The sequence below is a fragment of the Nocardioides sp. genome (genome assembly GCF_014360585.1).
Lineage (GTDB): Bacteria > Actinomycetota > Actinomycetes > Propionibacteriales > Nocardioidaceae > Nocardioides.
Genome location: NZ_JACIXG010000047.1, coordinates 24,498 through 40,514, shown reverse-complemented (window position 1 = coordinate 40,514; position 16,017 = coordinate 24,498). Strand labels below are relative to the sequence as shown.

Annotated in this window: 13 protein-coding genes; 7 read left to right on the top strand and 6 right to left on the bottom strand. The window is 68.9% G+C overall.

All coding sequences use genetic code 11. The features are described 5' to 3' along the window. Positions 1–377: 377 nt before the first annotated feature. Entirely contained in the window at positions 378–932 is a 555-nt protein-coding gene (locus H5T77_RS16100; RefSeq protein ID WP_292650890.1) for a CGNR zinc finger domain-containing protein, read from the bottom strand. Positions 933–970: 38 nt separating this feature from the next. Here H5T77_RS16100 and H5T77_RS16095 point away from each other — a divergent pair, with 38 nt between their 5' ends. Beyond that, entirely contained in the window at positions 971–1,933 is a 963-nt protein-coding gene (locus tag H5T77_RS16095) for an EamA family transporter (RefSeq protein ID WP_292650889.1), read from the top strand. A 52-nt stretch (positions 1,934–1,985) separates the two neighbouring features. On the opposite strand, the gene H5T77_RS16090 is transcribed toward H5T77_RS16095, so the two are convergent. From H5T77_RS16090 to mce, 4 genes are all read right to left on the bottom strand, one after another. Then, positions 1,986–3,197 carry an AI-2E family transporter gene (locus H5T77_RS16090; RefSeq protein WP_292650887.1) on the bottom strand — a complete coding sequence of 404 codons (1,212 nt, stop codon included), beginning with the start codon at positions 3,195–3,197 and terminating at the stop codon, positions 1,986–1,988. Next, positions 3,194–4,363, bottom strand: coding sequence for a coiled-coil domain-containing protein (locus H5T77_RS16085; protein WP_292650885.1), 1,170 nt, complete (start codon positions 4,361–4,363; stop codon positions 3,194–3,196). The genes H5T77_RS16090 and H5T77_RS16085 overlap by 4 nt, the downstream gene beginning before the upstream one ends. A 319-nt stretch (positions 4,364–4,682) precedes the next feature. Further along, complete coding sequence (ccrA, locus tag H5T77_RS16080) at positions 4,683–6,023, bottom strand: crotonyl-CoA carboxylase/reductase (RefSeq protein ID WP_292650884.1); 1,341 nt, start codon at positions 6,021–6,023, stop codon at positions 4,683–4,685. Positions 6,024–6,194: 171 nt separating this feature from the next. Further along, positions 6,195–6,644, bottom strand: a complete 450-nt coding sequence (gene mce, locus H5T77_RS16075; protein ID WP_292650883.1) for a methylmalonyl-CoA epimerase — start codon at positions 6,642–6,644, stop codon at positions 6,195–6,197. Between the two features lie 145 nt (positions 6,645–6,789). On the opposite strand from mce, the gene H5T77_RS16070 reads away from it, so the two are divergent. From H5T77_RS16070 to H5T77_RS16055, 4 genes are all read left to right on the top strand, one after another. Beyond that, positions 6,790–7,977: an acetyl-CoA C-acetyltransferase gene (locus H5T77_RS16070; protein WP_292650882.1), complete on the top strand. Its 1,188-nt coding sequence runs from the start codon at positions 6,790–6,792 to the stop codon at positions 7,975–7,977. Positions 7,978–8,149: 172 nt separating this feature from the next. Then, entirely contained in the window at positions 8,150–9,115 is a 966-nt protein-coding gene (gene meaB / locus H5T77_RS16065; RefSeq protein WP_472850347.1) for a methylmalonyl Co-A mutase-associated GTPase MeaB, read from the top strand. Between the two features lie 121 nt (positions 9,116–9,236). Next, complete coding sequence (locus H5T77_RS16060; RefSeq protein ID WP_292650879.1) at positions 9,237–9,740, top strand: PH domain-containing protein; 504 nt, start codon at positions 9,237–9,239, stop codon at positions 9,738–9,740. Between the two features lie 53 nt (positions 9,741–9,793). Beyond that, positions 9,794–10,753, top strand: coding sequence for a co-chaperone YbbN (locus tag H5T77_RS16055; RefSeq protein WP_292650878.1), 960 nt, complete (start codon positions 9,794–9,796; stop codon positions 10,751–10,753). Here H5T77_RS16055 and H5T77_RS16050 read toward each other — a convergent pair. Next, the gene (locus tag H5T77_RS16050; RefSeq protein ID WP_292650876.1) at positions 10,726–11,655 is read right to left on the bottom strand and encodes a LysR family transcriptional regulator; all 930 of its coding nucleotides are present in this window, start codon (positions 11,653–11,655) and stop codon (positions 10,726–10,728) included. The two genes, H5T77_RS16055 and H5T77_RS16050, sit on opposite strands and share 28 nt — an antisense overlap. Positions 11,656–11,728: 73 nt before the next feature. Between H5T77_RS16050 and H5T77_RS16045 the strand changes: the two genes are divergently transcribed. Then, positions 11,729–12,661, top strand: coding sequence for an EamA family transporter (locus H5T77_RS16045; protein ID WP_292650874.1), 933 nt, complete (start codon positions 11,729–11,731; stop codon positions 12,659–12,661). 148 nt (positions 12,662–12,809) lie between these two features. Continuing rightward, positions 12,810–15,974 (top strand): family 78 glycoside hydrolase catalytic domain, encoded by a 3,165-nt coding sequence (locus H5T77_RS16040; RefSeq protein WP_292650873.1) that lies wholly within the window; start codon positions 12,810–12,812, stop codon positions 15,972–15,974. Positions 15,975–16,017: the final 43 nt, after the last annotated feature.

Here is a 16,017-nt window from a genome sequence, read left to right as displayed (position 1 = left end):
CCCGCCGCACCACAGAAGGCAAAACACCCCGCGAGATCCGCCGCTGCCTCAAGCGCTACATCACCCGCGAGCTCTACCGCCAACTCGAGCACCCACAAACCCTTGACAGGACATAGGAGCGTCGCGGTGCCGGATCGAGAAACACTCGAGGAAGGGTCGGCGGCGAACCCTAGAAGCGAAGAAACAGTCGCCAAGCGAGGTTTCCCCGACAAGAACCGTGTTGGTCTCGACACGCCTCCGCCTAGCGGCTCCGGCGGTTCGACCAGCGGGGGGCCGGCGGTTCGACCAGCGGGGGGCCGGCGGCTCGACCAGCGGAGGGGAGTCTCGACAAGCTCGACCACCGGTGGCTCGGGTCTCGACGCGTCTCCGCCCAGCGGCTACTTCACCCCCGCAGCCCGCCGCTCCCGATAAGCGGCAACAGCATTGCGATTGGTGCACGTCGGCGAGCAGTACCGCTTGGAGCGGTTGCGAGACAGATCGACGACGATGCCCTCGCAACCCTCGTCGGCACAGATGGAGAGTCGGGACAGCTCGTCGGCGCGAATGACGTCGACCATGGCCATCGCGGTCTCGACGGCGATCCTCGTGGCCAGCGGGGCGTCGGGCTCGGTGGCGTGGATGTGCCAGTCGTAGGTCGTGTGGCGGACGAGCTGAGGGGTGGCGCGGTGCTCGGCGAGCATCGCGTTGGTCAGCCGCACGGCTTCGTCGCGCTCGGCGGTGAGCAGATCGCGCAGTGGGACTCGGAGGGCGCGGACCTCGTCGAGCTCGGCGCGGTCGCGGTCGTGGCGCCCCGTGTAGTCGTACGTCACGAAGAACTCCTCGAGCGCCGCCACCGTCGTCAGTTCGTCGGTCGAGCCGGGGGAGAGGGCAAGGGTGTTCGCCAGTGCCGCGGCTGCTTGGAGGCCGACCTCGGTGTCATGGGTGAAAACCATGTTGACACATTACCGCGACGATGGGATTGTCATGTGTCATGACGACTTTGACCAATGACGAAGCGGTGCCGCAGAGCGCGAAGAAGACGCCGCTGGTGGCTGCCGGGCTCCTCCTGGCGGTCGTCTCGGCGGTCACGTTCAGCCTCTCCGGTCCGCTGGGACGCGGTCTGTTCGACACCGGCTGGTCGACGGGAGGGGTGCTGATCTTCCGCGTCGGCATCGGCGCCGTCGTGCTCGCCCCCTTCGCGGTGCGGGCGCTCGCCGGGCGGTGGCGGAGCGTCGCGGCGAGCTGGCGGCTCGTCGTGGCGTACGCGCTGCTGGCGATCGTGGTGCCGCAGTTCGCGTTCTTCTCGGCGGTGCAGTGGATGGCGGTCGGGCCGGCGCTGCTGATGGAGTACATGGGCGTCGTGCTCGTGGTCGCGTGGATGTGGCTGCGACACGGTGAGCGGCCCTCCCGGCTGACGATGGTGGGCGCTCTGGTCGCGATCGCCGGGCTCGTGCTCGTCCTCGACCTGGTCAGCGGCGCGAGCGTCCACCCGGTCGGGATCCTGTGGGCTGCCGGGGCGGCCGTCGGCCTGGCGGGCTACTTCGTCCTCAACGCCCACTCCAGCACCACGCTGCTGCCGCTCGCGCTGGCCTGGCTCGGCCTGACGGGCGCGACGATCCTGCTGGCGCTGCTCTGCCTGGTCGGAGCGATCCCGTTCGCGATCGAGACGGCGCCGGTCGTCATGGCGGGCCTGGAAGTGGCCTGGTGGGTGCCGCTGATCGGCCTCGGCGTGCTGACGTGCTCGGTCGCGTACGCCACCGGCATCGCCGCCACCCGAAACCTGGGCTCGCGGCTCTCCTCGTTCGTCGGGCTTCTCGAGGTCGTCTCGGCCGTCGTCTTCGCCTGGCTGCTGCTCGGCGAGGCTCCCGGGCTGATCCAGCTCATCGGTGGGCTGGTCGTGCTGGCCGGCATCATCGCGGTCCAGCAGGGCGAGCAGTCGACGACTGCCTCCTGAAAAGGCGAAGCGCCGCACGCATCGGCTGCGTGCGGCACTTCCCAGGGTCTGGCTATCTCTGGTCCTGAGCCCTGACGTAGACCTCGCGGACCAGCATCAAGATGGCGGCCGCGGTCGGGATCGCCAGCAGCGCGCCGACGACACCGAGGAGCGAGGCGCCGACGAGGGCCGCGATCACGATGACGACCCCGGGGACGTCGACGGAGCGAGACATCACCCGCGGGTAGATGACGTAGTTCTCGAACTGCTGGTAGGCGATGTAGAAGATCACCGCGATGATGCCCGTCTTCAGGTCGGTCGTCGCGAACGTGATCGAGCAGACGATGATCGCACCGATGGTGGCCCCGATCATCGGGATCACGTCGGTGATCATGACGACGAAGGCGAGGGCGACGGCGTACTCGCCCATCCCGACGGCGAAGAGCAGCACCAGCGTGGACAGGCCGGCGCACAGCGCGACGATGAATGCCCCGGAGACATAGCCCCCGATGCCCTCGAAGACCCGGTCGCCCAGCTTGCTGACCCGGTCGCGGCGCGAGGCCGGGGCGAGGCGGTAGAGGGCGTTCTTCGTCTGGTCGTAGGCGGCGATGAAGTAGAGCGTCAAGACGATGACGATGAAGCCCGTGACGAGCACGTTGATCACCGCCAGACCAACGCCGAGCGCCCCGCCGAAGGCACTGCTGACGAAGTCGCCGCTGGCGACGTAGTCCTGCACCTTGTCGAGGATCTGGTATTCGTCGTTGAACTGCTGGATGCGCTGGTTGCGCTGGAGCTCCTCGATCCAGTCGGGCACGTTGGCCGAGATCTTGGCGATCTGGTCGCTGATCACCGGCACGAGCGCCACGAAGAAGAGCACGAGCGCGCCCAGCACACCGAGGATGACGGTCAGGACCGCCCACGGCCGTGGGAAGCCGCGCCTCTGCAGGAACACCACCATCGGGTTGATCCCCGCGGCGATGAAGAGCGAGACCACCACCTGGAGGATCACGCTCCCCATCGTGGTGAAGAGGTTCGACGCTGCGTACGCAGTCAGCAGACCGAGGCCGAGGAGCAGCCCGAACAGGTAGGGAGAGCGCCGGTCGAACGGCGGTCCGGGCTTGCCGAACCGCCTGTCCCGTTCGCTCTCTTCTGTCTCTTCCTCTGGCTCCGGATCGTCGACGAGGATCGCGGCCTCGCTGTCGCCCGTCGCGTCGTCACTGGGGCCGGTCTCGGCAGACGTCGTCTCCGGACCGTCCCCTGGACGGTCGGCAGCGGCGGCGTTCACCTCTCGGACTTAGCTGTCTCGGGCTCGCGGATCGCGGTCTTCTCGGACGGCTCGTCGTAGTCGTCGTAGTCGTCACCGAGGTCATCCTCGGAGTCGACCACGGTGACGCTCTCCTCGACCTGGTCGACGAGCTCGCCGTCGACGATGTCCTCCTCCTCGGTGATCGGCTTGGGCGCCTCGAGCTCGGCCGGGTCCTCGGTCTTGCCGAACCCGGAGACCAGGTCGGTGAGCGAGGAGAGCTGGGCGGCGATCGCGTCGCGGCGCTTGGTGAGGCGGTCGACCTCGGCCTTGATGATCGCGTGACCCTTCTCGGCCTCGACGGTCGCGGTGGAGGCGAGGTGGTCGGCCTCGGCGCGAGCCTTGGACAGGATCGCCTCCGCGTCGCGGCGGGCGCGGGCGATGATCCCCTCGGACTCCTTGGCCAGCTCGGCGCGCTGGTCGGCGACGTGCTGGGCGGCGATCCGGGCCCGCTCCTCGGCATCGGCGGCGCGGGTCTCGCCCTCGGTGACGATGCGAGTGGTCTCGGCCATCGCCTGGTCGTGGTGGTCGGCGGCCTCGCGGGCGAGACGCTCGCGCTCGACGGCGAGCATCCGCCGCGCCTCCTGGACCTCACGGTCCGCGCCGGCCCGGGCCTTCTCGACCTCGCGCTGGGTCGACGTACGCAGCTGGGTGACCTCCTGCTGCACGGCGAGCCGGATCTGGTCGGCCTCGCGCTTGGCGGCGGCGAGCAGCTCCTCGCTCTCGGCCTGCACCATCTTGCGGGCCTGCTGGACCTCGGACGTCACCTTCTCGCGGTGGTCGTCGATCTCCTTGTAGTGAGTCGTACGCAGCGACTCGATGTCACGCTGGGCGGACGCCTTGGTCGCGGCGGCCTCGCGCTGGGCGGCCTCGCGGATGACCGCGGCCTCCTTCTCGGCGGCCTCCTTGACCGCCGCGGCCTCTTCCTCGGCCAGTCGGAGCATCGCGCTCGCGCGACCACCGAGAGAGGCGTAGGACGGGGCTTCGGTGCCTTGCGCAGCGGCGGCCTTCAGCTCGGTGACCTGGCGCTCCAGCTCCCCGATGCGTCGCTGCGCGTTGCGCAGGGCCGACTGACCCTGGCCGTTGGCCTGGAGCAGCTGCTGGACCCGGGCGTTGACCGTCCCGGGGTCGTATCCGCCACGTCGCACGACCGGGAAGGCTGGGAGTGAGCCTGGCGCCGGTGGTGGGGAGTTGTGGCCGGAGCTGGGCGACCCGGACGCGCCGGGAACCCGGGGAAGGACCTGTGTCTCGGTCGAGTCCTGCTCGGGGTTCTTCCGAGGCTCTGAAGCCTCGTTGAAGATGGACAGTCCCTCATTCGTCATTTGTGGCGGATTCCTCACACTGTAGGTCGTCTACGAGCTGCCTCTGCTCCCAAAGGGCAAGACTACGGCCGGTCGCCCCTCGCGCAAGGGGAGACCGGCCGTGAAACGAGTCTCAACCGTAATCTATTTACCTAGACTGCGTGTCTCAGATTCCGCGGAAGAGGTTGATCTTGTCGATGTGAGCCGCACGCTTCTCCTCGTCGAGGACGCCGAGGCCCTCCTCGGGAGCCAGGCAGAGCACGCCGACCTTGCCCTGGTGCTTGTTGTGGTGCACGTCGAGCGAGGCCTGGCCGACATCCTCGAGGGTGTAGGTCCGCGACAGCGTCGGGTGGATCTTGCCCTGCGCGATGAGGCGGTTGGCCTCCCATGACTCGCGGTAGTTGGCGAAGTGGCTGGAGATGATCCGCTTGAGGTTCATCCACAGGTAGCGGTTGTCGTACTCGTGCATGTAGCCCGAGGTCGACGCGCAGGTGGTGATGGTGCCGCCCTTGCGGGTCACGTACACGCTCGCACCGAAGGTCTCGCGGCCCGGGTGCTCGAAGACGATGTCGATGTCCTCGCCGCCGGTGAGGTCGCGGATCGCCTTGCCGAGGCGCTTCCACTCCTTCGGGTTCTGCTGGGTGCCCTCCTCGTTCCAGAACTTGAAGTCCATCTCGGAACGGTTGATGACCATCTCGGCGCCCATGTTGCGGACGATCTTGGCCTTCTCCTCGTTGGAGACCACACAGACCGGGTTGGCGCCGCCGTTGAGGGCGTACTGCGTCGCGAAGCCGCCGAGACCGCCCGAGGCGCCCCAGATCAGGACGTTGTCGCCCTGCTTCATGTTGCCGCCGTTGACGGAGACGAGCTGGCGGTAGGCGGTGCAGTTGACCAGGCCGGGGGAGGCGGCCTCCTCCCAGGTGAGGTGCTCGGGCTTGGGCATGAGCTGGTTGGCCTTGACCATCGCGACGTCGGCGAGGCCGCCGAAGTTGGTCTCGAAGCCCCAGATGCGCTGCGAGGGATCCATCATCGTGTCGTTGTGGCCGTCGGGGGCCTCGAGCTCGACCGAGAGGCAGTGGGCGACGACGCGGTCGCCCGGCTTCCACTTGGTCACACCCGCTCCCACGGCGAGCACGACGCCGGACAGGTCGGAGCCGACGACGTGGTAGTCGAGGTTGTGGCGGGCGCCGAGCTCGGACTCCTTGCCGTAGCGCTCCAGGAACCCGAAGGTCGAGACCGGCTCGAAGATCGAGGTCCACACGGTGTTGTAGTTGATCGCCGAGGCCATCACCGCGACGAAGGCCTCGCCCGGACCGAGCTCGGGGAGAGCGACGTCCTCGACGTGGATGGACTTGCGCGGGTCCTTCTCCTTGGTCTCGACGCCCTCGAACATGTCGACCTCGTCCTTGTGGACGGTTGCGGCACGGTAGTGGCTGGGGATCTCGAGGTTCGCGAACTCCTCGCCGGGCGTGTCGCCGGCGAGGATCGCGTCGAGGATGTTCTGCATGGTGGTCGGCTCCTGCGTCGTCGTAGGGGTCGCGGTTGACTCTATTCGCTGGACATTACTGGTGAGTAACCGTCTTGACCAGCCTCATGTGACACATGACTCTTGGATCGTTCATGTGTCCTGGTGGGCTCTGGGCCGGTGATGAGCCCGGTGATGGGCCCGCGAGCGGGCTCAGTGGCCGGGCTGGGCGGCCGGCTCGACGAGCTCGACCAGGACGCCGCCGGCGTCCTTGGGGTGGATGAAGTTGATCCGGGAGTCGGCGGTGCCGCGTCGCGGTGCGTCGTAGAGAAGGCGTACGCCGCGCTCCTTCAGGATCGCGGAGACCTGCTCGACGTCGGTGACCCGGTAGGCCAGCTGCTGCATGCCGGGGCCGTTGCGGTCGAGGAACTTGGCGATCGTGCTGGACTCGTTGAGCGGGGCGAGCAGCTGGAGCTTGTTGTCGGAGTCGCCGATCGCGATCATCGCCTCCTCGACGCCCTGCTCCTCGTTGGTCTCGCGGTGGGCGAGCTTCATGCCGAAGGTCTTCTCGTAGAACTCGATCGCGGCGTCGAGGTCGGCGACGGCGAGACCGACGTGGTCGATCTGGGTGAACAGGTGCGGTGGGATCTCGACTGATGTCATGGGCCTACTCTCCTTGAGCTCGGGTCCAACGGGCACAATGTGTGATGACAGCCACACCAAGCTGCAGCCATCACTCTTCCCAGGGAGGTTACTAATAAGTAACCTCATGGGCGGATCAGCACCAGCAAACTTTCTTGGAGGACCCATGTCCAACGTCATCGTCGCCGGGGCGCGTACGCCGATCGGCCGCCTCCTCGGTGGGCTCAAGAGCCTGTCCGCAGCCGATCTGGGCGGCGTCGCCATCAAGGGCGCCCTGGAGAAGGCGGGCGTCTCGCCGGAGCAGGTCGACTATCTGATCATGGGTCAGGTCATCCTGGCCGGTGCCGGTCAGAACCCGGCTCGCGCGGCCGGCATCGCCGGCGGCCTGCCGATGAACATCCCGTCGGTCACCGTCAACAAGGTGTGCCTCTCCGGCCTCAACACCATCGCCATGGCCGACCAGCTGATCCGTGCCGGCGAGGCCGAGGTCATCGTCGCGGGCGGCATGGAGTCGATGACCAACGCGCCGCACCTGCTGCCGAAGTCCCGCGAGGGCTTCAAGTACGGCGACACCGCTCTGGTGGACTCGATGGCCTACGACGCGCTCTACGACCAGGCCACCCAGCAGGCGATGGGCGGGCTGACCGAGCAGATCAACTCCGAGGGTGTGAAGCTCACCCGCGAGGAGCAGGACGCCTTCGCCGCCACCTCCCACCAGCGTGCCGCCGCCGCCCAGAAGAACGGCGTCTTCGACGAGGAGATCGTCCCGGTCTCGATCCCGCAGCGCAAGGGCGACCCGATCGTGATCAGCGCCGACGAGGGCGTACGCGGTGACACCACCGCCGAGTCGCTGGGCAAGCTCCGCCCGGCGTTCTCCAAGGAGGGCACCATCACCGCCGGATCGGCCTCGCAGATCTCCGACGGTGCTGCCGCTGTCGTGGTGATGTCGAAGGCCAAGGCTGAGGAGCTCGGCCTGGAGTGGCTGTGCGAGATCGGTGCCCACGGCATGGTCGCCGGCCCCGACTCGAGCCTGCAGCTGCAGCCGGCCAACGCCACCGCCAAGGCGCTCGAGAAGGAGGGCATCACCGCCGCCGACCTCGACCTCGTCGAGTTCAACGAGGCGTTCGCGGCCGTCGGCATCGAGTCCACCAAGAAGCTCGGCCTCGACCCCGAGAAGGTCAACGTCAACGGTGGCGCGATCGCGCTCGGCCACCCCGTCGGCATGTCCGGCACGCGCGTCGTGCTCCACCTGGCGCACGAGCTGAAGCGTCGCGGCGGCGGCACCGGTGCGGCGGCGCTGTGCGGCGGTGGCGGTCAGGGTGACGCCCTGATCGTGCGTGTGCCCAAGGCCTGAGCGATCATCGGCGACCGGACGGGGAGTGCAGCCGTGGTTCAGGTGCGTGCAGCGCAAGGCGACGCCGCGTTGGAATACCGGGCGTCTTGTGAGCGGCGTCGCCGCCGCGATGTGCGTGCCTGGGCCGCGGCTGCGCCCGCGGCCGGGTGGTGATGATCGCTTGATCGCTGATGTGAGCGACCTGGTCGCGCGCGCCCGGGGCGGTGAGCCCCGGGCGGTCGCGCGGCTGGTGTCGTACGTCGAGAACGCCCCCGTCGGTGGGGGAGAGCGGCTCCGCCAGGTGATGGCCGAGCTCGCACCGCACGGCGGGCGCGCCCAGATCGTGGGGCTGACCGGCGCGCCCGGTGTGGGGAAGTCGACCACCACGTCCGCGCTGGTCCGTGAGCTGCGCTCTGCGGGGCGCACCGTGGCCGTGCTGGCCGTCGACCCGTCCTCGCCGTTCTCCGGCGGCGCGCTGCTGGGGGACCGGATCCGGATGACCGACCATGCCACCGACCCGGGCGTCTTCATCCGCTCGATGGCCTCCCGCGGCCATCTCGGCGGTCTCGCCTGGTCGGCGCCGCAGGCGATCCGGGTGCTGGATGCCGCCGGGTTCGACGTTGTGCTGGTCGAGACCGTCGGCGTGGGGCAGTCGGAGGTCGAGATCGCCGGGCTCGCCGACACGACCGTGGTGCTGCTCGCACCCGGGATGGGTGACGGCATCCAGGCCGCCAAGGCAGGGATCCTGGAGATCGGCGACCTCTACGTCGTCAACAAGGCCGATCGGGACGGCGCGACCAAGGTCCAGCGCGACCTGCGCGGGATGCTGCGCCTGGCCGACCGCCCGGCGGAGTCCTGGACCCCGCCGGTCCTCGCCGCGGTCGCTCAGTCCGGCAAGGGCATGGCCGAGGTCGTCGCCGCGCTGGACGAGCACCGCGACTGGCTGCGCTCCAGCGGGACGCTGGAGGTGCGGCGTACCCGTCGGGCCCGTGCCGAGGTCGAGGCCATCGCCGTCGAGACCCTGCGGGCGCGATGGACGACCGTAGGCGAGATGGACGACCTGGACGCCCTGGCGGCCGAGGTGGTCAAAGGCAAGCGGGATCCGTACGCCGCAGCCGACACCCTCCTGGCCGAGAAGTCGGTTCCTGACGCCCAGTAGTCAGTTCTCGACGCCGACGACTGACCTTTCGCGCTCAGAAACCGACCTCTCGGGGGAGGATGTCCCGGCGTACGGCTCGTTCTGTCGACTCTCGTGCCTTGGGATCACTATCGTTGGGCCTGTGAACTTCTTCGGCGTCGACATCTCCAAGCACCTTCTGCGTGACGAAGGTGAGGTCGTCGTCGACGAGGTGACCCATCACTGGGTCGCCTACATCAAGTCCGTGCTGGAGGTGATCCTCGGGCTGGCGCTGATGATCGTGGCGGCGACGATCAACATGAACGTCGCTTGGATCATCGTGCTGCTCGCCTTCGGGCTGGTCGGGCACGCGTTCTGGCGGTCGCTGGTGGTCAGCCGGGACCGGTTCGTGGTCACCAACATGCGGATCTTCCGCGTCCACGGTGTGCTCTCGAGCGAGCTGGCGACGATGCCGCTGGCGCGAGTTCTCGACATCACCGTGAAGCAGTCGTTCACGGGCCAGATGTTCAACTACGGCCACTTCGTCTTCGAGTCGGCCGCCCAGGAGCAGGGGCTCAACAACATCTACTTCGTCGGTCGCCCGAACGAGCGGGACCTGACCATCCAGCGCGTCGTCCAGCGCGCCGGTCTGCGCGGCAGCGTCTGACAAACCAGCATCGGGTGGCCGCCGCGCTGGTGCCTGCTCATAGGATGAGAGCCATGACGCAGCAGCCGTTCTCCCGCCCCGGAGCCGTCGACCTCTCCGGACTCGCCAGCACCACTCCCGCACAGGCCGCCTCGTTCGGCGGTCCGGCCGATGCGGCTCCCGCCCAGGGGCGCAGCGTCGGCTCCTATACCGTCGAGGTCGACGAGCAGCTCTTCCAGTCGGTGCTCGAGGCTTCGATGACCGCTCCGGTCGTCCTGGTCTTCTACTCGGCCTCCCGCGCCCCCGAGAGCGTCACCTATGCGGGCGACGTCTCGACGGTCGTGGAGGAGTACGACGGCCGGTTCCTCGTCGGCCTCGTCGACATCGACAAGAACCCGCAGATCGCGCAGGCGCTGCAGGTGCCCCAGGTGCCGCTGCTCTACATCCTGCTCGACGGCCGGCCGGTCACCCAGCCGATCCCGGGCGCGCTCGGCCTCGAGGAGCTGCGCACGGTCTTCCAGCAGCTCGGGCAGCAGCTCACCACCCAGGGGATCGGCGGGCGCCACAAGCCCAACGCCCTCGGCGGCGCCACGGCGACCGAGGACGGGGACGAGCCGGCGATGGACCCGCGCTACGCGCCCGCACAGGACGCGCTGGAGCGCGGCGACATCGACGCGGCCGTGGCCGAGTACGAGAAGCTGATCGCCTCCAACCCCGCTGACTCCGAGGCTGTCGCCGGACTGGCGATGGCCAAGGTCCTGCAGCGTACGCAGGGCGTCGACCTCAACGCGGCCCGTGCGGCCGCCGCGGCCGCGCCCGACGACGTCGAGGCGCAGACCCTCGTCGCCGACCTGGACCTGCTCGGAGGCCACGTCGAGGACGCCTTCATCCGGCTGATCGAGCTGGTGCGGCGTACGGCCGGGGACGAGCGCAACCAGGCGCGCGAGCACCTGCTGGGCCTCTTCGCCGCGGTCGGCAACGACGACGAGCGGGTGCTCAAGGGCCGTCAGTCGCTGGCCTCCGCGCTGTTCTGAGCCGTCGGGGCCGGACGAGCGGCCAGGGCCGCGAGCACCGCGGTGACCGCCGGCGAGGCGGCCATCGTGCGCCGGTGCAACGCGAGGACCTCGCGGGTGGGGACCGGGTCGACGACACGTACGGCGACCAGGTCCTCGCCCAGCGCCGCCCGCCCCAGGCGGGGGACGAGCGCGATCCCGAGGCCGGCTCGTACCAACGCCAGATGGCTGTCGAACTCCATCGAGACGTGCGCGATCCGGGGCAGATGACCCGTCCCGGCGTACATCCGGTTCAGCCACTGCCGGCAGATCGTGCCCTCGGGCGTCGCGATCCAGTCCTCGGCGACGAGGTCGTGCGGTGTCACCTTGGCGAGCTGGGCCAGCGGATGGTCGCGATGGGCGATCACGTCGGCGATGTCGCGGTGGAGCTCGGTCGTGACCAGATGGTCGGGGATCGAGAGAGGTACGTCGCCCCAGGAGTGCACCACGCCGATCTCGCTGTGGCCGGTGGCGACCAGCTCGACGGTGTCCCACGGCTCCCGCTCGGAGAGGGTGAGGGCGAGCTCGGGATGGGCGGTGCGGAGCTCGCCGGCGACCGGTGCGATCAGCCCGCGCATCGCGGTCGAGAAGGCGGTCAGCCGAAGTCGGCCGGCCACGGTCGTGGCCTGTTCGTGCAGCCCTGACTCCAGCGACTCCATGTCGGCGAGCAGCCGCGACCCCTCCTCGACCAGATGCCGCCCGGCATGGGTGAGCGTCACGCCGCGCCCGATCCGCTCCAGGAGCGGCACGCCCACCTGCCGCTCGAGCCGCTTGACCTGCTGGGACACGGCGCTGGGGGTGAAGCCGAGGGCCTCGGCGGCCGCGACCACCGAGCCGTGGGTGTCGACGGCACGGAGGGCGACGACGGCGGCCAGATCGATCATGAAGCCATGCTACGTCGTCCGATGAAGAATCATTCGCTGGTGCTTCAAGGTCTTTGCCTTCATCCTGGTGGATGTGAATCGCCGTGACTCGTTGCTCGCCGTTCTCGTCGCCGTGCTGTGGGGTTTCAACTTCGTCGTCATCGACTGGGGCCTCGAGGAGCGCGACGGACAGTCGGTGCCGCCGCTGCTGCTGCTCGCCGTGCGCTTCGTCCTGGTCGCGTTCCCGGCGGTCTTCCTGCTGCCGCGTCCGAAGGCGCCGTGGCGGGTGATCGCCGCCGTGGGGGTCTTCATGAGCCTGGGCCAGTTCGGCCTGCTCTACACCAGCTTGGCCGCCGGGATGCCTCCCGGCCTCGCCGGGCTCGTGCTCCAGGCGCAGGTCGTGCTCACGATCGTCATCGCGGCCGGGGTGCTGCGCGAGCGGCCGAGCCGGCTGCAGACGGTCGGGGTCCTCGCCGGTGCCCTCGGGCTGGTCGTCGTGGCGTTGGGCCGGGGTGGGCACGTGCCGGTCGTGGCCCTCCTGCTGTGCCTGCTCGCCGCGCTGTCCTGGGCGATCGGCAACGTGATCTCCCGCGCGGCCAAGGTGCCTGGCGGGCTCTCGCTGACGGTCTGGTCCGCACTGGTCGTGCCGCTCCCGCTGCTGGCGCTCTCGCTGGTTCTCGATGGGCCGGAGGGGATCCGCGAGGGGGTCGCGGCGTTCGGCTGGGAGGCGCTCGTCTCGACGGCCTACACCGTGGTGCTCGCCTCGTTCGTCGGTTACGGGATCTTCAACTCGCTGCTGGCGAAGCATCCGGCCTCGTCGGTGGTCCCGTGGATCCTGCTGGTGCCGCCGGTCGCCATCGGCTCGGCGTGGCTGCTGCTCGGGGAGGTGCCGAGCGCCGGTGAGCTCGCCGGTGGCGCGCTCCTGGTGCTCGGGGCGCTCGTCGCGCAGGGAGTGGTGGGTCTGCCTCGGTCCGGCAAGGGCGTCGCGACGGCTCCGGAGCTCATCGAGAGCGTGGAGAGACGCTGAGCGCTCGCTGGATCTGGACCGGCTGGCCTCATGCGGCCAGTCGGGCAGAGCTCCTTCCGAGTTCGCTGTGACGTACGCCATACTGGATCTCCGTGGAGATTGAATCGTTTCAGGAGGCCCGATGAGAGCCCTGGTCACCCTTGCCCTCGTGGCATCAACCTTCAGCCTGATGCCGTCCGCGGCCGTCGCCAGTGAGCCATCCGGCGGCGCCGCCCCGGTGCGCCTCAGCGTCGGAGGGACGAGCGACCCCATCGGAATCGATGACGTGACGCCCGATCTGCAGTGGCGCAACGGCGCCGGGGTCAGCCGACAGTCGGCATACCAGGTCCGGGTCGCCTCGACCCGTGGTCGACTGGGCGACCCTGACCTGTGGGACAGCGGCCGAGTCCGCTCGACTGTGATGGCGACCTCCTACGCCGGTGATCGCCTCACCTCCCGTGACAAGGCACTGTGGCAGGTCAGGGTGTGGGACGCCGACGGCCGGGCGAGCGAGTGGAGCCGGCCGGCCTCCTTCGAGATGGGCCTGCTCGATGAGTCCGAGTGGAAGGGCCGATGGATCACCGACGAGCGCTGGGCGGCCCCGCTCCATCAGGACGTCAGCATCGGCGCGCAGGAGACCCGCTACGTACGACTGACCGTGGTCGACCTGGGTCGTCCCGGCGAACCCCTGGACGACCCGAACTGGAAGCCGCGTCTCGAGCTCGGCGAGATCGAGATCAGCAGCGGCGCAGACGGGGAGAACCTGGCCGAGGGTGCCACTGTCACGGCCTCGGAGGAGAACTCCGAGCCGGGTGTGTGGGACCCGTCCTACCTGACCGACGGCAAGGTCACGACCACGGACGACCCGCGCGGCTACCGCAGCGACTACCACCCGGAGACCGACGTCCAGGACGAGCCGATCGTCATCACGATCGACCTCGGCGAGCCGAAGGCGATCGACACGGTCCGGCTCTTTCCGCTGTGGGACGCCCCCAGCGACTACGGCACGACGCCGAACTTCCCTCGCGACTTCCAGGTCTCGGTCTCCGGTGACGACACGACGTTCACCAAGGTCGGGCCACGCACCAAGGTCACCGCGGTCTCCAACCTGCACACCGCTCCGGAGGGCCTGCCGGTGCTCGCCCGTGACTTCACTGCCAGCGGCGACGTCGCCTCCGCGCGGCTCTACGTCACCGGCGAGGGCGTCTACGACGCCTCCCTCAACGGCGAACCGGTCTCGCCCGACCTGCTGCAGCCGGGCAACACCGAGCACAGCGTGCGGGTGCCCTACGCGACGTACGACGTCACCCGACTGCTCCGCAAGGGCAGCAACACCTGGGGTCTCGAGCTCGGCAACGGGATCTACAACGTCTTCAACACCCCCGAGATCCCCAAGCGCTACATGAAGGCGGCTGCTGGCCACGGCGCCCCACGTGCGATGGGACAACTCGAGATCACCTATCGCGACGGCCGACGCCAGACGGTCGCCACCGGTTCCTCGTTCAAGTCGACGCTCGGCGAGGTCACCTTCTCGAACTGGTATGGCGGTGAGGACCACGACGCCCGTCGTGACCTCGGCGCCTGGAACGAGCCCGGCGCGGACCGCAACGGCTGGCTCGACGCGGTCGACATCGGCGCCCCGGCGGGCGACCCGCAATTGGTGGCACAGCAGAGCCCGCCGATCCGGGAGGTCGACACTCTCGAGACCGTTGCCGTCACGGAGCCGAAGGCAGGGACGTACGTCTTCGACCTCGGCACCAACTTCGCCGGTTGGCAGCAGCTGACGACGAGCGGCCCGGCCGGAACCACGATCACGATGCGGCCATCCGAGAAGCTCAAGGCCGACGGCACCGTCGACCAGGGTAGCGTCGGCGGCGACATCCGGGACCGGTTCACCCTGGCCGGTACTGGAGAGGAGACCTTCACGCCGAGGTTCGTCTATCACGGTTTCCGCTACCTCCAGGTCGAAGGCCTGACCACCGCTCCGACCGCAGCGACGGTCAAGGGGCTCGTCCTGCGTGCCAGTGATCGGGCGGTCGGTTCGTTCACCACCTCCGACCCGCAGATGACCGGGATCCACCGGATCATCGACCGGTCGGTGCAGTCCAACATGTACTCCGTCTTCACCGACTGCCCGCACCGGGAGAAGCTCGGCTGGCTCGATCAGACCAACCTGGTGTTCGACACCGTCGCCTTCGGCTACGACATCGAGGCTCACTACCGCAAGATGTTGCAGGACGTCGTGGACGCCCAGCAGGACAACGGGCTGATCCCGACCACCGCGCCGGAGGACGCTCTCTTTGCCGGGGCTTTCCGGCACGACGCCAACTGGGGCGCGACCCTGGCCGTGTCGTCGTGGCAGATCTACCAGTGGTACGGCGACGACAGCGCCATGCGCGCCCATTGGTCGCAGATGGTGGAGTACGCCGACTACCTGGCCTCGAACTCCGCCGATGGAATCGTGTCCGGTGGTCTCGGGGACTGGATCACGCCGGCCTCTCCCGCCACTCCGCCCGCGCTCACCCAGACGTGGGCCTACCACCGGATCCTCACCCACATGAGCCGGATCGCTGCCGCACTCGGACGTGACGGTGACGCCGACGCATACGAGCGGAAGGCTGCGGACGTGGCCCGCGCCTTCCACGAGACCTTCTACCACCCGGAGACTGGTCTGTACGGCAACGGCGACCAGGCCAGCCAGGCCCTGGCGCTGCAAGCGGACGTCGTCCCGGCTGATCTGCGAGCTGACCTGTTGGACAGGTTCGTGCAGCAGATCCGCGATGCCGATGATCACATCATCGTCGGTGAGGTGGGCCTGTACGCCGCCGTCGACCTGCTCTCCAGGGAACGGCTCGACGACGTGCTCCACGACTGGGTGCAGCGCGACGACGGGATCAGCTACGGCAAGTTCCTCGCCGCCGGTGCGACGTCGCTGCCGGAGAGCTGGACCAGCGCCGGTGCCTCCCAGAACCACTACATGCTCGGCGCGATCGATTCCTGGTTCACCAGCGGGGTGGCGGGCATCAGCCAGGCCGACGACTCCGTGGCCTGGGAGAAGGTCGTGATCGAGCCGGCCCTCGTCGGTGACGTCGAGTCGGCCTCGTCCTCGTACGAGTCGATCCGGGGAACGATCTCCAGCTCATGGGTCCGGACCCAGGGGAAGGTCAGGCTCAAGGTCACGATCCCGCCGAACACCACCGCGACCGTCCGGGTCCCGGCAGCTGACGGTGCCCGGGTCACGACGCCGGCCGGGGCGCGTCAGGTGCCGTCGACCGTCTCCGGGTTCGCAGAGTTCGAGGTCGGGACCGGCACGTATACGTTCGCCACCAAGTAGGGAGTCGAGCGTCCACCGACCCACTGGCCTTCTCGCCGGGACC